The organism is Flavobacterium sp., assembly GCF_039930565.1.
GTDB lineage: Bacteria > Bacteroidota > Bacteroidia > Flavobacteriales > Flavobacteriaceae > Flavobacterium.
Window position 1 is genome coordinate 23,599 of the sequence record NZ_JBDTTP010000006.1, and the last position, 20,591, is coordinate 44,189.

Annotated in this window: 15 protein-coding genes; 6 read left to right on the plus strand and 9 right to left on the minus strand. The window is 34.8% G+C overall.

All coding sequences use genetic code 11. The features are described from left to right. Nucleotides 1-172: 172 nt before the first annotated feature. On the minus strand, nt 173-2,572 hold the full coding sequence (locus ABI657_RS03140; protein ID WP_348095780.1) for an alpha-xylosidase: 2,400 nt from the start codon (nt 2,570-2,572) through the stop codon (nt 173-175). Nucleotides 2,573-2,601: 29 nt separating this feature from the next. Then, entirely contained in the window at nt 2,602-5,100 is a 2,499-nt protein-coding gene (galB, locus tag ABI657_RS03145) for a beta-galactosidase GalB (protein ID WP_348095781.1), read from the minus strand. Between the two features lie 314 nt (nt 5,101-5,414). Here galB and ABI657_RS03150 point away from each other — a divergent pair, with 314 nt between their 5' ends. The 3 genes from ABI657_RS03150 (at nt 5,415) to ABI657_RS03160 (ending at nt 9,185) form a co-directional block, all read left to right on the plus strand. Then, on the plus strand, nt 5,415-6,134 hold the full coding sequence (locus tag ABI657_RS03150; protein WP_348095827.1) for an NUDIX domain-containing protein: 720 nt from the start codon (nt 5,415-5,417) through the stop codon (nt 6,132-6,134). 158 nt (nt 6,135-6,292) lie between these two features. Beyond that, nucleotides 6,293-8,089, plus strand: a complete 1,797-nt coding sequence (gene lepA / locus ABI657_RS03155) for a translation elongation factor 4 (protein ID WP_348095782.1) — start codon at nt 6,293-6,295, stop codon at nt 8,087-8,089. 130 nt (nt 8,090-8,219) lie between these two features. Then, entirely contained in the window at nt 8,220-9,185 is a 966-nt protein-coding gene (locus ABI657_RS03160) for a YafY family protein (protein ID WP_348095783.1), read from the plus strand. Nucleotides 9,186-9,239: 54 nt separating this feature from the next. Here ABI657_RS03160 and ABI657_RS03165 read toward each other — a convergent pair whose 3' ends face one another. Continuing rightward, complete coding sequence (locus ABI657_RS03165) at nt 9,240-9,722, minus strand: DinB family protein (protein ID WP_348095784.1); 483 nt, start codon at nt 9,720-9,722, stop codon at nt 9,240-9,242. A gap of 381 nt (nt 9,723-10,103) precedes the next feature. Here ABI657_RS03165 and ABI657_RS03170 point away from each other — a divergent pair, with 381 nt between their 5' ends. Continuing rightward, complete coding sequence (locus tag ABI657_RS03170; protein WP_348095785.1) at nt 10,104-11,777, plus strand: DUF5597 domain-containing protein; 1,674 nt, start codon at nt 10,104-10,106, stop codon at nt 11,775-11,777. 55 nt (nt 11,778-11,832) lie between these two features. Here ABI657_RS03170 and ABI657_RS03175 read toward each other — a convergent pair whose 3' ends face one another. Continuing rightward, nucleotides 11,833-12,765, minus strand: a complete 933-nt coding sequence (locus ABI657_RS03175; protein ID WP_348095786.1) for a 1-phosphofructokinase family hexose kinase — start codon at nt 12,763-12,765, stop codon at nt 11,833-11,835. A gap of 149 nt (nt 12,766-12,914) precedes the next feature. Between ABI657_RS03175 and thiL the strand changes: the two genes are divergently transcribed. Further along, nucleotides 12,915-13,961, plus strand: a complete 1,047-nt coding sequence (gene thiL / locus ABI657_RS03180) for a thiamine-phosphate kinase (RefSeq protein WP_348095787.1) — start codon at nt 12,915-12,917, stop codon at nt 13,959-13,961. A 47-nt stretch (nt 13,962-14,008) separates the two neighbouring features. On the opposite strand, the gene ABI657_RS03185 is transcribed toward thiL, so the two are convergent. The 5 genes from ABI657_RS03185 to ABI657_RS03205 all read right to left on the minus strand — a co-directional run bounded on the left by ABI657_RS03185 (nt 14,009) and on the right by ABI657_RS03205 (nt 19,806). Further along, nucleotides 14,009-14,698, minus strand: coding sequence for a response regulator (locus ABI657_RS03185; protein WP_348095788.1), 690 nt, complete (start codon nt 14,696-14,698; stop codon nt 14,009-14,011). Beyond that, nucleotides 14,688-16,766: an ATP-binding protein gene (locus tag ABI657_RS03190; protein WP_348095789.1), complete on the minus strand. Its 2,079-nt coding sequence runs from the start codon at nt 16,764-16,766 to the stop codon at nt 14,688-14,690. The genes ABI657_RS03185 and ABI657_RS03190 overlap by 11 nt, the downstream gene beginning before the upstream one ends. A gap of 75 nt (nt 16,767-16,841) precedes the next feature. Then, the gene (locus ABI657_RS03195; RefSeq protein ID WP_348095790.1) at nt 16,842-17,111 is read right to left on the minus strand and encodes a hypothetical protein; all 270 of its coding nucleotides are present in this window, start codon (nt 17,109-17,111) and stop codon (nt 16,842-16,844) included. Between the two features lie 174 nt (nt 17,112-17,285). Continuing rightward, a complete protein-coding gene (locus tag ABI657_RS03200; protein WP_348095791.1) occupies nt 17,286-18,095 on the minus strand; it encodes a LytTR family DNA-binding domain-containing protein in 810 nt (269 codons plus the stop codon). Nucleotides 18,096-18,264: 169 nt separating this feature from the next. After that, nucleotides 18,265-19,806 carry a glycine--tRNA ligase gene (locus ABI657_RS03205; protein ID WP_348095792.1) on the minus strand — a complete coding sequence of 514 codons (1,542 nt, stop codon included), beginning with the start codon at nt 19,804-19,806 and terminating at the stop codon, nt 18,265-18,267. Between the two features lie 100 nt (nt 19,807-19,906). On the opposite strand from ABI657_RS03205, the gene ABI657_RS03210 reads away from it, so the two are divergent. Further along, nucleotides 19,907-20,590 (plus strand): ComF family protein, encoded by a 684-nt coding sequence (locus tag ABI657_RS03210; RefSeq protein ID WP_348095793.1) that lies wholly within the window; start codon nt 19,907-19,909, stop codon nt 20,588-20,590. Nucleotide 20,591 lies beyond the last annotated feature (1 nt).

Below are 20,591 nucleotides of genomic sequence, written 5' to 3' on the forward strand. Positions count from 1 at the left end.
TCACTTGTTAAAATTCTCATAGCTTACTATGTGAAGAAATGTGTTTCCTTTATTCTCTTTTCGTAAAAAGAAAACCTATGTTTCTATGTGTTTAATTTTTTCTCGCAGATTTGGGAGATTAAGCTGATTTTATTTCTAATCTTTTTAATCCTTAAATCTGTAGCATACTTTTTTATTTTATCCACTCGGTTTTAAAAGTGGTTTTTCCGTTTAATGGGTTTGCTGTTACTTCAAAATTATTTGCTTTTTTCATAACAACGATATCTTTTACTGCATCTCCGTTTGGCAAATACACTTTACCTGAAGCTGTAGTTGTTTTGTCGCTGGCATATACTTTTAAGGTTAGTTTGCTCCAATCCATATCTTTGGTAGATTGTGCCAAACCAATATGAGGTAATATTGTTCCGTCTTTTACCAAAACTACAATTGGCACTTCGCCCGCTGCGATTTTATGCCATCCAGATTGGTATACTTTTTTGGTTTGATAATCGATCCAGGTTCCTTCCGGAAGATAAACATCTCTCTCCGTCACTTCTTCAAAAAGTGGTGCTACCAAAATACTTGATCCAAATAAATATTCGTTATCAACTAACCATGCTCCGGGATCGTTTGGATATTCTACAAATAAAGCCCTCATCATTGGTAATCCTTTTTGAGAACTTTCTTTTGCCTGAGCGTAGATATAGGGCATTAATTCGTAACGCATATTATCTGCTTTTCTGAAACCTTCTAAAAAGTCTTTGCTGTATAACCAAGGTTCACGCGGAGGCTCTCCGTGGCTTCTTACGTGTGATGTAAACATTCCGAAAGGTGCCCATCTTCTGTATAAATTCTCCGGAGATTTTGTAGCAAATCCTCCTACGTCATGACTCCAAAAACTGAATCCGCTTAGACCTAATGAAAGTCCGCCACGTAATTCGGCAGACATTGCTCCGTTTGAAGTTTCGGCATCTCCACCCCAATGCAATGGATAACGCTGACTTCCTGCCCAGGTGCTTCTTGCCCAGATTAAAGTATATCCTTTTTCTTTCTGAGTAATTTCGGCGACAGCCTTATTGTATCTTAAAGGATATAAATTGTGTTCATAGAAACCCGTTCTTCCTGAATGGTAAATTCCATCCGGCGGTGCTGCTTCTCCAAAATCTACTTTGAAAACAGCAACGCCCTGGTCGAATAATTTTTTTAGTTTTGACTGATACCACGTAACGGTTTCAGGATTTGAGAAATCCAATACAGCATCTTCGTACGGAAGATTTCCTTTGCGGTCTCTTACCGCTAAGTTTTTATCCATAATTTCGTTGAACAATGTGTTTTTTGGGGTAAAGTAAGGCAATTGCCAAAGACAAACCTGAAAACCATCTTCTTTTAAATCAGACATCATTTTCTGAGCATCGGGGAAACGTGCTTTTGCAAACTCATAATTATTTCTCCAGTCTACATCAAACCAACCGGTATCAAAATGAATTACATCTGTTGGAATTTTATATTTACGCAAATCTTTGGCCACTTCTCTTCCTTCTTTTTCAGAGAAATAAGTGATTCGGCTCATCCAGAAACCAAAAGACCAAAGCGGTGGCATCGCTGCTTTTCCGGTCAAATCTGTATATTGGTCAAGAATATCTTTAGGTTCTCCGATAAAGAAAAACAAATCGGCTTCGTCATCTCCAATGTACATTTCGTTTGCACTTCCAAAGTATTTTCCAAAATCAACTGTAATGGGTGTTGAATGATGCATAAAAACTCCGTAACCCCGGCTGCTCATGTAAAACGGAATTGGTTTGTACATCGTTTCATTCTGGATTCCGTTAGCGTCATCTGTCCATAAAACCACTTTTTGACCGCGTTTGTTGAATTGCGTGAAAGATTCTCCACAACCAAATATTTTTTCGTCCGGCTCTAAGCTGAAAGCGGCTCCCATACTTCTTGAATAATCGCTGTTTCTGCGCACATACGAAAACGGAAGTGATGGTGTATACCCATTTGCAAAATCAGAATTATGAAGTGTACTTGTCAGCAATTTTCCTTTTTCATCATAAATTTTTACATGCCATGGTTTGGTTAAAATTTCAACCGCACCGTGTCTGCTGGTATATTTATGACCACCTTCGATTTTAGAATATTTCCATAACTCAGGATGATTGGGTGCAACACCATTAATGAGCATTAAGGATTCTTTTTCGGGATGAAATTGTGGCCCGGAAGTCGTTTTGATTCGAATAGTCCTGTCTGAAACAAATTGAATCTGAAAAGGCAATTCAGGCGAAACTTCATATTCTGTTGTTGGAAATTCATTTGGTTTCTCAGTATCCGGTTTCATCATCATGTTGTTGAAAGCCTGACGCGTTTTATAATTATAACGCAAATACTTTATAGTTCCGTTTGCTGTGGTTGGATCGAAACTTATTAATTCATCTGCAAAATAAAAGGTGTTCAGGTAATTCTGAAAATCTTTGCTGATGTCAATTGGAGCATTAAGCACGTCTGCATTTTGGATTTGTGCCGACGTTTCTGGCGCAAGCAGTAATCCTAAGCCCATAAACAGCGACAAGGAAGCTATCTGTATTTTTTTCATGTGTGGTTATTTAGATAATTAGTAGTTTTTTATTCTGCTGTAATTACAATTGTTGACTGTTTTAATCCATTTGATTTAGCGGTTAATTCCAATCTTCCGGATTTATTATCCGACTGAACAATCACTAAACATTTTCCGTGCAGAGCTCTGTGTTTTGAACCCTTAAAAGATTCATGACTTACAGGATCCCCGCTGCTGACACCAACAATTTTTCCGTTTCCTTTTAAAGAAAAATTGATTTCATTATTGGCATTTGGCGCTAAAGTTCCCTTTTCGTCTAAAATATCAACCGTTACAAACGACAAATCATTTCCGTCAGCTTTGATGGTACTTCTGTCTGCTTTTAATTTTAATTGTGATGGATTTCCAGCCGTTTTGATTTCAGTTTCTAAAACTGTTTTTCCGTTTTTACGAGAAACTGCTTTTAGAGTTCCGGGCTGAAAAGGAATTCTCCACATTACGTGTAAATCGTCTCCTTTTTTACTGCGAACAGCAACTGATTTTCCATTAAGAAAAAGTTCAACCTCATCCGCTTTATTGTAATAAGCCCAAACGTCGACGGTTTGTCCGACTTTCCAGTTCCAATGCGGAAAAATGTGCAGTACAGTTTTGTCCGTCCATTCACTTTGGTACATATAATAAACATCTTTGGGGAAACCGGCTAAATCTACAATTCCGAAATACGAACTAACCGATGGCCATTCGTAAGGCGTTGGTTCTCCTATATAATCAAAACCGGTCCAGATATACATTCCGGAAAGATAATCATGTTTTTTAATGACTTTCCACGTCGCTTCATGCGTTGAACCCCACGGCGCCTGAACCTGATCGTATGCTGAAACAGTGTTTCCGGGATTTCCTCCGGTAAATTTAAGATCCCATCTTACCGGCCATTTTTTAATTGTATCTGAAACCGCATCATAATAACCCCGGGTTTGTAAACCAGACGTAGTTTCAGTTGCGATAAAGGGGGTATTAGGAAAGTTTTTTTGATGATGCTCATACGTCTGATGGGCATAATTATAACCAATAAGATCTAAAACTCCCGATTTTGCAATGGCATTAAACTGAACATTCTTTTTTTCGAATTGTAACGTTACTTCATCGATATTCATATTTACAGGTGGATTCATCGCTGCGGTTAGCGGACGTGTTTTGTCATTCAAACGTACTATAGCCGCTAATTCTTTCGCAATTGTAACTCCGGTTTCATTCCATTGTTCCGGGATTTCATTTCCGATACTCCACATAAAAATACTTGGATGATTACGATCTCGACGCAATTGATCTACTAAATCTTTTTTGTGCCATTTGTCCCAATCGTTTCCATAATCGTATTTGGTTTTGGTTTGTTTCCACATGTCGAAAGCTTCATCCATGACAATGAAACCCATTTTATCACAAAGATCTAAAAGTTCCGGAGCGGGAGGATTATGAGAAGTCCTGATTCCGTTTACACCCATTTCTTTTAGAATTTCCAACTGACGTGCGATGGCGCGCGTGTTGATTGCAGAACCTAAAGGTCCTAAATCATGATGCAGGCAAACTCCTTTTATTTTTACCTGTTTTCCATTCAAAATAAAACCTTTGTTCACGTCAAACTTAAAATCCCTGATTCCAAAATTAGTTTTGTATGTATCTACAAGTTTATCATCTACAAAAACATCAGTAACAGCAATATACGATTCAGGTCTTTCTACAGACCATAAAACAGGTTTTGTAACTTCGATTTCCTGCTTGATAATTTGATTGGTATTTGCTCCAATTGTTATATTTTGATCAATATCTTTTATTCTTCTAAGTTCACTTCCGGCATTATAAAAAAGAGTAGTAATTATTGTTGCTTTTTTTGAAGATGTATATTGATTCTGAATTCTAGTTTCAATATTTATAGAAGCGTTTTCAGCAGTAACCTTTGGCGTTGTCACATAAGTTCCCCATTGTGCAACGTGCAATTTATCGGTAGTTTCGATCCAGACATTTCTAAAAATTCCGGAACCTGAATACCAACGTGAATTAGGTTGTTTTGAATTGTCAACCTTTACAATAATTTCATTGGTTTTTTTACCATAATTTAAGTACGGTGACATATCATATTGAAAACCAATATATCCGTTGGGACGTTGTCCTAAAAAATGTCCGTTTACCCAGACTTCGCTGTTTTTGTAAACGCCATCAAAGGTTATTGATATTACTTTACTGCTATCAGAGGCGTTTATTTTGAAAGTTTTCTTATACCAGCCTAAACCTCCGTTAAGTGATCCTCCTCCATATCCTGCCGGACTTTTTTCATCAAATCTTCCTTCAATGCTCCAATCATGAGGAACATTTAAAATTCTCCATTTGGTTGAAGTTCCAATAGTATCTCTATCATTTATACTATCATTTAAATGAAAACTCCAATCTGAATTAAAAGAAATTTTTCGGTTTGCGAAGTCCTGCTCTTTTTTGCAGGATAGCAAAAAGATACTAACAACCAGGATAAACAAGAAATAGAAGTTATTTAGTTTCCTTTTTTTATGTGTCATTAGAATTTTATTTAGGAATATTGACATGATACTTTTTTAATTTTATAAAAGTTTCAGAAATCTTTTGATTTACAAGTCTTTAAAATAAAGATGATAGCATTCCGTTTACAACAATCATCTTATGGTTACATTGACTACAAGTGTAAAACATTTTTCCTATATTAGCAAAAAATTGGGTTTATTTTTTTTATATCAGAATTATTATTACAAAGTTTTTATCAAAATAATAAAATAGAAACCAATAAAACAATTTGAAACTTTAATTCTTCAACTTTTATTTTAATTCATTTAATTTGTCAAAATTTAGCAAAAACATGGATGTTGAAAATGTAGATTATGATTCTGCTGTAAAAGCCGATCCAAACGTAATGAGTATTGTAACTATAGACTGTGTTATATTTGGATTTAACAAAGAAAGTCTGGAAGTGCTTCTGGTACAGCATGCTGAAGGAGCAAGTATTGGAAAATGGGGGCTTTTGGGAGGTACGCTTCAAAGAGAGGAAAGCGCAAATTATGCTGCACAGCGTATTTTGTATGAACTTACCAGTCTTGACAATATTTATCTGGAACAGTTAAAAGCCTTTACCGATCCAAATCGTGTAAAAGATATAAGAGTAGTCACTATTGGTTATTATACTTTAGTCAACCGTGAAGATTATCACATAAAAAAAGGTTTCACTCTAAGGGAAGCGAAATGGTATAAAATCAATGACATTCCGGATTTGATTTTTGACCATAACGAAATTTTAAATTTTAGCCTGATGCAATTGCGAAATCGCGTCCGTCAGGCCCCTATTGGATTTAATCTGTTGCCTGAAAAATTCACCTTATTGCAGTTGATGCATTTGTATGAAGAAATATTAGGAATTGAACTGGACAAATCGAATTTCCGAAGAAAAATTCTTCACATGAAACTCTTGCTTGCACTCGATGAGAAACAACAGGATGTCTCACACAGGGCTGCAAAATTGTACAAATTTGATGCTGAAATCTACAAGAAACTTACCGAAAAAGGATTCAGTTTTGAATTTTAAAAATGATTTTAAATCACAGAATCTAACAATCAGACATCTTCATTCCAGAATCCAAAACTTTGCGTTATATTTGCGCCTTAATAAAATGCCCTATAGCAATTGCTAAAGAGCAGATTATAAAAATTACTTAAACTCGTACAGAGAATTGATATCATAAAATGAAGAAGATACGTAACTTTTGCATTATTGCACACATTGACCACGGTAAAAGTACATTGGCAGACCGATTATTAGGCGCTACACAAACCGTTACAGCCCGTGAAGAAAAAGCACAATTGCTGGACAACATGGATCTGGAGCGCGAGCGTGGCATCACCATTAAAAGTCACGCCATTCAGATGGAATACACTTATAAAGGAGAAGAATATATTTTAAACCTTATTGACACTCCCGGTCACGTTGACTTTTCATACGAAGTTTCAAGATCAATTGCTGCCTGCGAAGGTGCGCTTTTGATTGTGGATGCAGCACAAAGTATTCAGGCACAAACCATTTCAAATTTATATTTAGCTTTAGAAAATGACCTGGAAATTATCCCGGTTTTGAATAAAGTAGATTTACCAAGTGCCAATCCTGAAGAAGTTAGTGATGATATTATTGATTTATTAGGTTGTAAACTTGAAGATATTATTCATGCATCCGGAAAAACCGGTTTTGGTGTTGAGAATATTCTGGCTGCCATTATTGAGAAAATTCCGCCTCCATCCGGAAATGTTGATGAACCGTTACAAGCTTTGATTTTCGATTCACATTACAATCCGTTTCGTGGAATTGAAGTTATTTTTCGTGTGAAAAACGGACAGATTAAAAAAGGGCAAAAAATTAAATTCATGGCCACCGGAAATGAATATTTTGCTGACGAAATTGGAACTCTAAAATTAAATCAGGTTCCGAAAAGTGTAATATCTGCAGGTGATGTTGGGTATTTGATTTCAGGAATTAAGGAAGCGAAAGAAGTAAAAGTTGGTGATACACTAACTGATGCCAAAACGCCTACAACCAATATGATTACCGGTTTTGAAGACGTTAAACCAATGGTATTTGCCGGAATTTATCCTGTTGACACTGAAGATTATGAGGAGCTGCGTAACTCAATGGAAAAACTACAATTGAACGACGCTTCGTTGGTATTTTTACCTGAAAGTTCTGCTGCTTTAGGATTTGGTTTCCGTTGTGGATTCTTAGGAATGTTACACATGGAAATCATACAGGAACGTTTGGAACGTGAGTTCAATATGACCGTAATTACTACGGTACCTAACGTTTCGTACCATGCTTTTACCAAAAAAGATCCGGATACTATTTTGATTGTTAACAATCCGTCTGATTTGCCGGAGCCTTCCCGTTTAGACCATGTTGAAGAGCCTTTTATTAAAGCAACCATTATTACCAAGTCGGATTACGTAGGAAACGTAATGAGTTTATGTATTGAAAAACGTGGACAAATAACGAATCAGACCTATTTAACCACAGAACGTGTGGAGTTGAATTTTGATATGCCACTGGCGGAAATTGTATTTGATTTTTATGATCGTTTAAAGACGGTTTCCAAAGGATATGCTTCGTTTGATTATATGCCTATTGGTATGCGAACTTCCAACCTGGTAAAAGTTGATATTTTACTAAATGCTACTATTGTGGATGCTTTGTCATCCCTGATGCACGTAGATAATGCGTACTCTATTGGTAAAAAAATGTGTGAAAAGCTAAAAGAACTGATTCCGCGTCAGCAATTTGATATTCCTGTTCAGGCGGCGATTGGTGTAAAAGTAATTTCGCGTGAAACCATTAAAGCTTTACGTAAAGACGTTACTGCCAAATGTTACGGTGGAGATATTTCCCGTAAACGTAAATTGTTGGAAAAACAGAAAAAAGGTAAAAAACGTATGAGACTGGTTGGAAATGTGGAGATTCCACAGGAGGCATTTATGGCTGTTTTGAAACTTAACGACTAAAATTTTAGAAGAAAGAATATAGAGTCAAGAATATAGACTAACCCAATGACGAAAGTTGTTGGGTTTTTTGTTTTTGAAATGTATCTTTGATATTAAAATCTGTACACCACAACTCTACAACTAAAACAAAATGGACGAAACCCCAAAACGATTTGACCGAATTGTCGCCATCCTGATTCAATTACAATCCAAGAAAATTGTAAAAGCGCAGGAACTGGCAGATCGTTTTGAAGTTAGCCTGCGGACTATTTATCGGGACATTCGAACTTTGGAAGCTTCAGGAGTACCTATTTACAGTGAGGCGGGAGTTGGTTATGCTTTGATGGAAGGTTATCGATTGCCGCCTGTTATGTTTACGCGTGAGGAAGTCAGCAGTTTTATTGCGGCTGAAAAACTGATGCAGAAATTTACAGATCCCTCTTTGGGAAGTCATTATTCCTCAGCGATGTTCAAACTGAAATCGGTTTTGAGAAGCAACGATAAAGACTATCTTTCGAATATTGAATCGAGCGTCATGATGCAGACAGCCGAACCTTTGTTTAATGATAATTCTCCAAACACTTTGGCGGTTCTTTTTGAAAGTATAGCAGAAAAAAAGCAAATCTTATTATCCTATAAAACTTTTGAGAAGGAAGAAACTACACAGCGAAATCTGGAACCTGTAGGTGTATTTCACGATCATAATAATTGGTATTTTCTGGGCTATTGCCATTTGCGGAAAGACTACCGCCAGTTTAGAACCGACCGGATTCTGGAAATTAAAAAAACAGATTGTGATTTCACGATCGAACACGATTCGTTAGAAACTTATTTAAAGAAAACAGAAACTATTCCAACAACAAAAGTCCGAATTTTAATAGAAAAGAAAATTGCCCGATATTTAGCTTACGAAAGAAAATATCACGGTTTTGTGTCTGAAAAAGAAGTAGGAGACAAAATAGAAATGACTTTTATGTGTCGTGATCTTGAAAGCGGTTTTCCGCGTTGGTTTTTGATGTTTGGCGATCACGCTATCATTTTGGAACCGGAAGAACTTAAAACGCGAACTTTAGCATTACTGGAAATCAATAGGGAAAGGTTATTAAAAAACTCCTAATAAGAAATTTTACTTTCTGCGTTAGGAGTTTTTTATGTACACTCTTCAAAAAATTTATCTTTCCCAGAAAAAAGGAGGCTCAATTCCTAAAGCTCTCAGATAAACATATCCCTGACCGCGGTGATGCACTTCGTTTTCGATAAAATACAGGATGTTCTGAATTACCGGAAATTCATACTGTCCAAAAAGATTAAAGGTTTCATTGAAATCCTCAATCGATAATTTTTGCCAATACTGATTAATTTCTTCAGTGGCTTCATCCCATTTTTCAAGGTATTGCGCTTTAAAAATTAATTTTTCTGTTTCTTTTTCAGTAAAAGGCTTAACTTCTTTATTTACAATTCCTTTAATACCTGGAACTGCTATTGCCAAAAGTTCATCTGTCAGTTTCGCAAAAGAACGCATTCCTGCTATTGAGAATTCAAAAAAATCTTTTTCAGGAAAAGCTTCAATTACACGACGCGTAAGTGCGCGGTGACCTTGCCAGTGGTTCAACAAATCTTCCGGAGTAATTACTTGTGCAGCTAATGTTTTCATAATTTTAAAGTTTAATTATTTAATACTTCAAAATTATCAAGGGTTGGTGACAACAGTTTGTCAGCAGGAAAAAATAAAATTAAAAAACATCATTGGGGCGTCCCACCATCCCGTTAAGCGGGCAAAAACTTACTTTGCGCTTATTCGCCCTCTTATCGGGATGCTGTCAGGCTGTCCGCGTTACTTCGGTAACCTGCTCCCATCCTTCACGCGCTCTTAAGAACTTCATAATAAAAAGAGAAATGCTGCTTTTCTAGTTTAGAATTATTATTTTCTATATTTGGAAAAAGTAAAAAAGAAACGAACCTTCACCAATTAAACCCACTTTTGACTTAAAACGCTTTAAGCTTAAATTGCGTGATTTTTTAAAATAATTGATTTATGAAAATAATTCTTTCACCGATAGTTATTATTCTACTATTGGCTTTATTAACAGGATGTAACAATTCAACCAGTTCTTCAAAGTCAGGAGATCCAACTGCCAATGCAGCTTTACCAGTAATAAAAGAAACTAAGGGCGTCAAACAATTATATGTAAACAATGAACCATTTCTAATTATTGGATCTGAACTATTAAATTCTTCTGCCTCGAGCATTGAACACATGAAAGATATTTGGAGACAAATTAAATCGCTAAATGTTAATACGGTTTTTTTGCCTGTAAACTGGCAGCAATTTGAACCTAAAGAAGATGCTTTTGATTATTCCCTTATCGATAGCCACATAAAAAGTGCAAAAGAAAACAACCTGAAACTGGTTATCCTGTGGTTTGGAAGCTGGAAAAATGGCGAGTCCCATTATACTCCAGATTGGGTTAAAACGGATATGAAACGTTTCCCCCGCATGCTTTTTAAAGACGGGAAAATTTCGACCACAATTTCAAACACGAATAAAAATTGTTTAAATGCCGATCTGAAGGCTTATAAAAAGCTAATGGAACGAATTGCTGAGGTTGATAAGCACAATACTGTTATAATGATGCAAATTGAAAACGAGGTTGGATTATTAGGTGGTACAAGGGATTTTTCAGCTGAATCAACTAAATTATTTGAACAACAAGTTCCTGGTGAATTAATTAAATACATTACTCATAATCTTACTACATTAAAACCAAAAATCTCTGAACCTTATCTCAAAAATGGTTCCAAAAAACAAGGGACATGGGAAGAGATTTTTGGAAAATCACCCAATACTGATGAAATCTATATGGCGTGGAATTATGCTAAATATGTAAATAAACTTGCAAAGGCGGGCAAGGCTATCCATAATATACCAACATTTGTAAACGCCTGGGATGCCGCAGGAGGTAATCTCATCCCGGGTATCTGGCCTAGCGGGGGACCCAATTATCTTATGCTTGATATTTGGCAGGCCGGAGCTCCTGACATTGATGTTCTTGCCAACGATAATTACTCACCAACATTCGGATTATCAGCTAAAAATTTTGTACACAACAAAAACCCTTTGCTTGTACCTGAAGCCTGTGCAATTTGGATGAATGATACATTAAGTGCTGCACCAAAAGCGTTTTTTAGTTTTGGACATTTCAAAGCAATGGGTTTTTCGCCATTTGGCATAGATCATCCTACATATCATAGTAAGCATTCCATAAAAAAAGCCTATGAAGTACTTGCTAATCTTGCACCGCTTATTGCCAAAGCCCAGGCTGAAGATAAAATAAACGGCTTTATGGAAGGTGATGATGCGTCACCTGCATCTTTTCAGCTTGGTGACTTTATCTTTAAACCTAACTATGACCTCCAAAAAGATTCACTTATTAAAGGATACGGATTGATCATTCAGATTTCTGAAGATGAGTTTATGGTATCAGGAAATGCTTGTCATGTTGGGTATGAGTCTGCTGATTCACGCCAACCAAACTCCCAGCTCCTGTCGGTTGAAGAAGGTAAATTCGTTAAAGGAAAATGGGTAAAAAAGAGGACTATAAATGGAGATGAGTTTGGAATAAAGCTGCCGCCAAATCCCTATAATATAGTTTCAGATGTTTATCTCGATGATATCAGTATACTTAAAATTAAACTTTTCAAATATTAAAAGCCAACATAAAAAAATAATTTTTCTGGGATAATACGAGAAAGGAACAATTGTATTATTTATTTTTGAGCCATTCAAATAACCGATTGGCATCTTCAAATTTAAACAATTGTGTTCCTTCGTTCATTGTTGCGGCTGACCCGCAGGCAACTCCCCAACGAATCACTTCTTTTAGGTTTTTATTTTGGGATAATGCCCAAACCATTCCGCCCACCATACTGTCTCCTGCCCCAACGGTGCTTTTTTTGGCAACATTGGGTGCAGGAACAAATTCGTAATTATCTTTAGTAACCAAAACGGCTCCTTGCGGACCAAGGGAAACTACGACAATTTCTGCTCCGCCATCAGCAATTATTTTTTTGGCAGCTTCGTTTACTTCGTCTATTTCTAAACGTTCTACACCAATTAATTTTGCCAGTTCGCCTACATTTGGTTTTATCAGATAAGCACCCGTTTCCAAAACTTTTTTCAAAGCTTCTCCTGATGTGTCTACTATTAATTTTGAATCTGATTTTTTAGCAATTTCAGCTACTTTTTGATAAAAATTATCGGCTAAACCTTCATTTAAACTTCCGCTGGCCACTAAATATTTTGGTTTCAGATTTGAAATGGTTTTCAAGACTTCTTTTACTTCTGCATCAGATAAAACATCACCCGTAAATCCAAAACGATATTGAGAATTGGTGTTGTCATCAACAGCAATAAAATTTTCTCTGGTTGCGGATGCAGTTTCAATAACTTCAGATTCTATCTTTTCTTCTTTAACTAAATCTTTCAGCATTTGCCCAACTGGCCCTCCTGATGTAAACACAGCTAATGAACTTCCGCGTAAGCGTGAAATTGCTTTTGATACATTTATTCCGCCCCCACCCGCATCAAATTGAGGATCTTTGCATCTTATTTTTTGTTCGGCAATTAAACCGGAGAAGTGAGTGCTTTTGTCTACCGATGGATTTACGGTCAGGGTAACGATATCAAATGATTTCATATTTTATATTTTATCAATCTTAAAGATCGGTAAAAATATTGATTTTAATAACCTTTGACTTTCAAAACAGAATGGATTGTGATTTAAATTAGACAAAACCTTTGCAACTTTGTACCTTTGCAACTTACAAACATTGGAACATAGAAAAAATGATTGAAGATAAAAAACCGCAACGGACCAGTATAGCGCAATTAGGAGAATTTGGCCTGATTGAACATTTAACCAAAAATTTTGATGTTACTCAGGAATCCACTTTAAAAAGTATTGGTGATGATGCAGCAGTTCTTGACTTTAAAGATAAAAAAGTGGTCGTTTCAACCGATTTACTGATTGAAGGAGTGCATTTTGATTTGGCATACATGCCCTTAAAGCATTTAGGCTACAAAGCAGTTGTCGTAAATGTGTCTGATATTTGCGCCATGAATGCCAGACCCACGCAAATAACAGTTTCAGTAGCAGTTTCTAATCGTTTTCCTTTGGAAGCTTTAGAAGAATTATTTGAAGGCATTACGCATGCTGCAAAAGAATACAAAGTAGATGTTATTGGGGGTGACACCACCTCATCACAAAAAGGATTAATTATAAGCATCACAGCAATTGGAGAAGCTGATGAAGAGGAGATTGTATACAGAAACGGAGCCAAACAAACTGATTTGTTAGTTGTAACCGGCGATATTGGCGCAGCTTATATGGGATTGCAGGTTTTAGAAAGAGAAAAACAAGTTTTTCAGGTAAACCCGAACAGCCAGCCAGATTTAGATTTATACACTTATTTAATCGAGCGACAGCTGAAACCTGAAGCACGAAAAGACGTTCGTACTTTACTGCATGCCCTTGAAATAAAACCTACCTCGATGATTGATATTTCTGATGGATTATCTTCAGAAATTATTCATTTATGCAAACAATCAAAAGTGGGTTGTAATTTATATGAAGATAAGCTTCCTTTGGATCCACAATTTATTTCGACCTGTGAAGAATTTAATATTGACAGCACAACAGTAGCTATTAATGGCGGAGAAGATTATGAATTGTTGTTTACGATCGACATTAATGATTTCGATAAGATAAAAGGAAATCCAAACTTTACGATTATTGGCCATATGGCAGATGAAAGTGAAGGAATTCATTTGGTTACAAGAGCCAACACTAAAATTGGCCTGAAGGCCCGGGGATGGGATGCCTTATCTGAGTAGTTTAAAAGTTAAATAAAGAAAGATGTCTTTTATACATCTTTCTTTATTTAAAACAATCCTGCCTTTTTGGCTTCCTTAATTAATTCTTCATCTGAATCAGAGGATATTTTAAGCAATTCTTTCATATTTGTTTTTCTTCTCTCAATGGCAATTGAGGAAATTGGAATGTAATGAGGAATTTCATCTGTTTTGGTTCCTTTGGATAAATGGAAAAGAATCTGTTTGTCGAATTCATCTATTTCAATTGAATTGAAAGTAGATTCAGTAAGCATTTTTTCGACGGACTGACTGTAATATGTTTTATTTTTAATTACTCTGTCAAAAGCAAAAAGCAATTCATCAAAAGTCAGATCGTTTTTTATAATCAATCCGCTCGGGTTTATGGTACGGATGATTGTTTTTATCTTCAGCAATTCTGTATACATTGTCAACAATATAATTTTACAGTTTGGCATATGCTCCATAATTAATTTTGCCAGATCTTCTCCGGAAAAAATTTCTTTTTCATCATAAGCAGGCATGCTGATATCCAAAAAGGCAATATCAAAATCAGGATGCTCAGCATTCATAATAATTTGATAGGCCGATTTACAATCTTTAGCCTGGGCTATTTTAAAATCATATTGATCCGTATTGTATCGGGTAATAGCATTTTTATACCCTTCTATAATAAAAGGATGATCATCAACTATTAGTATATTCTTTTTTATTGTTTCTGGATTTGGGTTAGCTATCATTATTTTTTAACTTTATTTTTTGATCAATGGGGATTCTGATTTCTATTGTTGTTCCTTCTCCTGTATAAGATTTAATATCAATTTCTCCATTACATTCTTTTGTTCTGTAAAAAATGTTTTGTAGTCCTATTCCTTTTTTAACCTTGTCAACATTAAACCCGGCTCCATCATCACTAATAATTAAAAACAAATAATCAACTTCATTTTTAAATTCTATTTTTATCATTTTTGCATTAGAATATTTATTGCAGTTTTGTAATGCCTCCTGAACTATTCTGTACAAATTTATCTTAATTGAGTTTGCTATTAATTCCCATTTAATACTTGAATCTATATTTGCTATCAGCTCTGAATTGAATGTTCCGCGTTGATTTTCTAATAATTTATCTATTATAGCTACAAAATTATTAATTACTTCCGATTTTTCCTTGTTCAAATCATGGGAAATTTCCCTAATATCCTGTTCAATTTCCTTTAGTTCTGATAAATATTTTTTGCGCTTTAGTGCTGCAGTCACTTCATCTAATTTATCGAGGCTGTCCAAACTTATTCTCACACCAAACATTCTTCCTAAAATTCCATCATGTAAATCCTGCGAAACACGTTTTTTATCCTTAATTCTAATAGCTTCAATTGCATTTTGCTGAGAAATCATCAGGTTATAAATATCTTCATTGGCAACTTGCTGCTGTTGCTTAAAAAGAAGTTCCCTGTGCCTGGCTTTTTGGGTTTTATAAACGAAAAAAAAGATTCCCAGCAAACCTAAAATACTGAATACATAAATTAAGGTTCTGTTCTGAACATTTAAACTTGTATTTTTATCTTTTATTTCATTGGTCTCATATTCTATTCTGGAAAATTTTTCTCCCATCTTTCTTTCTTGTTTTTGAACTTTTTCATTAGTCTCAATATACTCTTTAGAATAAACTGATGCCTTTTTAGGATCAACCAGCGCTATTTGTTTGAGTACTTCTAATGTGTTTCTTAGTTTCTTAGACCTACGGGACAACATCAATGCTTGTTTGGAATATTGTATTGCTCTCAAAGTATCCTTATGATAGGCAAAATATTCTGATAAGTGTATTTTATTTAAAACTATCCCTGAATCCAAATTTAAACTATCCCTGATTTTTAAAGCCTTAAAAAATTGATCGGGAAGACCTTCGGATTCTCTTAATTTAAATTTAGAGTAAGCCACGTTATCCATCAGCATAGCATATAATGTTATATTTTCTTTGAAAAGATTTTTTTGCTCCAGACCTTTTTGAAAATGTATTTTAGCCTGATGGTAATTACGCATACTCAAGTAAACAAATCCAATATTATTAAGGGAAGCAGCTGTATATTGAAATTGTGACGGAATTGCCTTATCCTCCAGAGTTAATAAAGCTTTATTATGAAACTCTAATGCTTTATTGTACTCCTCGCGTGAATTATACAAAATTCCGAGAAGATTGTAAGAATTATAAAATAAATCGCTGACATTTTGCTGCCTTTTTAATAATTGCAAAGCTTTAAAAACCGTTATTTCACTTTGAAAAAAATTTCCCTCATCAAACTGCAGACTAGCTTTACTTAGAAGTGTTTTAGCCAGGTTATACTCATCATTTATATGAAGATATAACTTTTCGGCTTCAAAATAATTTATGAAAGCACTATCTGAAATACTCTTAAATTTGTAATAGTCTCCCAGGTAAACATATGCCTGGGCCATATTGATTGAATCCTGTGTGGTTTTTGATTTTTCTAAAATTAAATTTGATATTTCTTTATAAGATTGCCAGTCGCTCATGTTGTAATATCGATTGGCAACCCTAAACAGGTTTATTTTACTAATTGAATCATTTTTTTGTCTGATGATTATTTCAAATGCTTTCTTATTATATTTTTGTTTATATTCATATGGCATATTATCCTCATTGGCCAATGATAAATAGGCCGCAAGACTATCAGTTGAAAGATTTACATTTTTATTCTTATCATTTTTTTTGGTACAACCAAAAAGCATCATAAAAAAAAGGAATAATATGGTGTAATTATATCTCAATGCCTGTTTGGTTTTTATCAAAAATACTAAAACTATAGACACAAAAAAAAGGCTGTCAAAAAATTGACAGCCCTGATTAAAAATTCTGACTTTTATTTAGTCTATTTTTTTAGTATTTCCTAATGATTGTGTATCAGTACTAAAACTATTAGTTTGATCTGAATTAGCATTCGCTGCAGCCACTGTTGTCTCTGATTGGATAATATCTACTTTTTTACCTCCGCATTGAGTACATACACCACCAATTGGAGGATCCTGTGAAGTAGATTCCATACTTGATAAACTGTTTGAAGTTTCTACTGAAGTAAAAGAAGTTGTTACTAATGCTAAAGAAAATAAGGCGATTGTTACGATTGATTTTTTCATGTTTGTTTGGGATTTATATTTTATTATTTTTTACTTTTTTGATTCCATTTCTATTGGAATTCTTTTGTAAAACTAAACAGTAATCCAAAACAATCATTTAAAAAAAAGGTGTTTATGGTCAATGCTATCCGTTCATGAGTGAATGCATATCAAATGGTGGCGAACGATGATTTTTTAAGTTTCTATGTAATTTTCATTCGCAAATTCGCTAATAATAAAATCAATATTTGCTTTGTAAGACTTTGAAAATGGTAGCTTTATGGTAGTTTTTTTTATATAGCACAATGAATTACCGGTATGAATTCTCGAGATGTAATTGCGATTTACGATATAGCTGTTATGAATTCTGACAAAAGGATTAGATAAAACGGTTTCAAAATGTTTTAAGGTTTTGAAAGCTGTTATCATCTCACCATTTTTTAAATGAATATCAGTTGAATTATTATCCGCCTGAAAATAACATATTTCATTGGAGTCGATATATCGGTGATCACCATATGATTTTACACATAAAATAAAAGATCTTCTGTTTTTATTCACTACACTTGATTCATCATCCTGCTTTTCTTTAGGTTTCACATTTTGCACCAGCAGGATTTCATCTTCAACATTCGATTTATTTAGTTTATGGATTAATTTTACAAAATCGATCTGAGAAAGTGGTTTTAACAAATAATCTGTCACTTTGTATTGTATACAGTCAAACGCCAAATCCTTGCTTTTTGTTGTAATAACAATTTTTGGCATTTCCTTTAAGTACATTAATAGTCCACTCAGCAAATTTAAAGATAATCCGCTGTTCTTGTCTCTTGGATCTATTTCTAAAAAAATCAAATCCGGTATGTGTTTTAAAATCAAATTTAATCCTTCTGTGCAGTTATCAGCAGATGCTATAAAATTTAGTTCTGAAAACTCACTGGACATCTTCTTTATTCTGATAACACTTTCAGGATCATCATCTAAAATAATGTAGGTGTAATTCATGTTGGGATTTCTTTTGTGATTAATTGAGTAATGGGGGGGATTTTGTAAAAATAAAGCATCTAAAGTTAAAAAAAATATTCAAAATCATACTTCCTACGTAAAAAAAGACAAATAAAAAACCCAAATTCCTGTTTGGAATTTGGGTTATATGTATTTGATTTTTAAAAAATTACATTTTCATCAACCAATTTTTCATGGAAACTTCTTTTTCTATAATTGATTTTAAATCGGCTATGGCAACACGATCCTGTTTCATGGTATCTCTATGGCGAATCGTTACGGTCTGATCTTCGATAGTCTGGTGGTCGACTGTAATACAAAAAGGGGTTCCAAGTGCATCCTGTCTTCTGTAACGACGACCTACTGCATCTTTTTCATCATAAGCCACATTGAAATCCCATTTTAAATCGTCAATGATTTTTTTAGAAATTTCCGGCAATCCGTCTTTTTTAACCAATGGCAAAACAGCTGCTTTTGTTGGCGCTAAAACAGATGGTAATTTAAGAACTGTTCTTGTTGATCCGTCTTCCAACGTTTCTTCCTTTAATGAAGTCGCAAAAACAGCCAGGAACATACGGTCTAAACCTACTGAAGTTTCTACCACGTATGGCACGTAGTTTTGATTCAGTTCAGCATCAAAATATTGCAATTTTCTCCCTGAAAATTTCTCGTGTGCTTTTAAATCGAAATCAGTACGAGAGTGAATTCCTTCTAATTCTTTGAATCCGAATGGAAAATTAAATTCAATATCTGCAGCAGCATTGGCGTAATGTGCTAATTTTTCGTGATCATGAAAACGGTAATTTTCTCTTCCTAACCCTAAAGACAAATGCCATTTTAAACGTGTTTCTTTCCAGTATTCATAGGATTTCATCTCCTCGCCAGGACGAACAAAAAACTGCATTTCCATTTGTTCGAATTCACGCATACGAAAAATGAATTGTCTTGCCACAATCTCATTTCTGAAAGCTTTACCGGTTTGCGCAATTCCAAAAGGAACTTTCATACGACCTGATTTTTGGACATTCAGGAAATTCACAAAAATACCCTGAGCCGTTTCCGGACGTAAATATAAATCCATTGCAGAATCTGCAGAAGCTCCAAGTTTCGTTCCGAACATCAGATTGAATTGCTTTACCTCTGTCCAGTTTCTGGAACCGGTTTCAGGATCAGCAATTTCTAATTCTTCGATCAGTGCTTTTACATCAGCCAAATCTTCATTTCCTAAAGAGCGGGCTAATCTTTCCAGAATTTCTCTTTCTTTTGCCAGATATTCCACAACACGTGCATTGGTCGTGATAAATTCCTGCTCATTAAAAGCATCACCAAAACGTTCTTTTGCTTTTTCGATTTCTTTTTTTGCTTTTACATTAAGCTTTTCAGCATAATCTTCAACCAAAACGTCTGCTCTGTATCTTTTTTTCGAATCTTTATTATCAATTAACGGATCATTGAAAGCATCAACGTGTCCAGAAGCTTTCCAGGTTGTTGGATGCATCAGTATTGCAGCATCTAAACCTACAATATTCTCATTCATCTGAACCATTGATTTCCACCAATATTCACGGATATTCTTTTTTAACTCGACACCATTTTGTGCATAATCATACACTGCACTCAATCCATCGTATACTTCGCTTGACGGAAAAATAAATCCGTACTCTTTTGCGTGCGAAACCACATTCTTAAATAAATCTTCTTGTTTTGCCATAGTGATGCAAAAATATAAAAAGTAGGTTTAAAAAAAAGAAAAAATAATAAAGATTAAAACATTGAATTTGTATATTTTTGTAAATAAATTCTTTCTATTTATGTTTAGCCATCTAATTAATTTGTTTTTCCCTCAGGTCTGTGCAGGATGCCATGCTCTTTTAATTACAAAAGAACTGACAATCTGCACGGTCTGCAGACATGAAATGCCACTGACTAAATATCATTTGGATCCAAAAAATGAAGCGGTAAAGAAATTTTATGGGAAAATTGAAATTGAGCATGCCTCAGCATTTTTATATTTTAATAAAAAGGGAATTGTTCAGGAGCTAATTCACAATTTAAAATACAAAGGACAGGAAGAAGTTGGCACTGTTATAGGAAAATGGTATGTTGAAGATTTAAAAGATCTTAATTTAAAAATCCCTTTTGATAGTATAATCCCGGTTCCGCTGCACAAAAAAAAGTTTAGGGAACGCGGTTATAATCAGGTGACCACTTTTGGAAAAGCTTTGGCAGAAGGTTTGAATATTCCGTACAATGATTTCGTTTTATACCGAAAAAAATATTCCAAAACACAATCCAAAAAAAATCTGTTGGGAAGATCTGAAAACATTGAAAATATGTTTGATATCATACATTCAGAAGAAAATCAGAACAAGCATTTCTTATTAGTCGATGATGTACTTACAACAGGTGCTACACTTGAAGCCTGCGCAAGAGCACTTTTAAAAATTCCGGGAGCCAGAATAAGTATTGCTTGCATGGCGATGGCACATTCTTAAA

Excerpts from the sequence above, each read along its gene's own strand:
- ABI657_RS03150 (WP_348095827.1), top strand. The coding sequence starts at position 5,415 with ATGGATGTTGAAAATGTAGATTATGATTCTGCTGTAAAAGCCGATCCA.
- ABI657_RS03205 (WP_348095792.1), bottom strand. The coding sequence starts at position 19,806 with ATGGCAAAACAAGAAGATTTATTTAAGAATGTGGTTTCGCACGCAAAA.
- ABI657_RS03160 (WP_348095783.1), top strand. The coding sequence starts at position 8,220 with ATGGACGAAACCCCAAAACGATTTGACCGAATTGTCGCCATCCTGATT.
- ABI657_RS03170 (WP_348095785.1), top strand. The coding sequence starts at position 10,104 with ATGAAAATAATTCTTTCACCGATAGTTATTATTCTACTATTGGCTTTA.
- thiL (WP_348095787.1), top strand. The coding sequence starts at position 12,915 with ATGATTGAAGATAAAAAACCGCAACGGACCAGTATAGCGCAATTAGGA.
- galB (WP_348095781.1), bottom strand. The coding sequence starts at position 5,100 with ATGACACATAAAAAAAGGAAACTAAATAACTTCTATTTCTTGTTTATC.
- ABI657_RS03165 (WP_348095784.1), bottom strand. The coding sequence starts at position 9,722 with ATGAAAACATTAGCTGCACAAGTAATTACTCCGGAAGATTTGTTGAAC.
- ABI657_RS03200 (WP_348095791.1), bottom strand. The coding sequence starts at position 18,095 with ATGAATTACACCTACATTATTTTAGATGATGATCCTGAAAGTGTTATC.
- ABI657_RS03195 (WP_348095790.1), bottom strand. The coding sequence starts at position 17,111 with ATGAAAAAATCAATCGTAACAATCGCCTTATTTTCTTTAGCATTAGTA.
- ABI657_RS03185 (WP_348095788.1), bottom strand. The coding sequence starts at position 14,698 with ATGATAGCTAACCCAAATCCAGAAACAATAAAAAAGAATATACTAATA.
- ABI657_RS03210 (WP_348095793.1), top strand. The coding sequence starts at position 19,907 with ATGTTTAGCCATCTAATTAATTTGTTTTTCCCTCAGGTCTGTGCAGGA.
- ABI657_RS03175 (WP_348095786.1), bottom strand. The coding sequence starts at position 12,765 with ATGAAATCATTTGATATCGTTACCCTGACCGTAAATCCATCGGTAGAC.
- lepA (WP_348095782.1), top strand. The coding sequence starts at position 6,293 with ATGAAGAAGATACGTAACTTTTGCATTATTGCACACATTGACCACGGT.
- ABI657_RS03140 (WP_348095780.1), bottom strand. The coding sequence starts at position 2,572 with ATGAAAAAAATACAGATAGCTTCCTTGTCGCTGTTTATGGGCTTAGGA.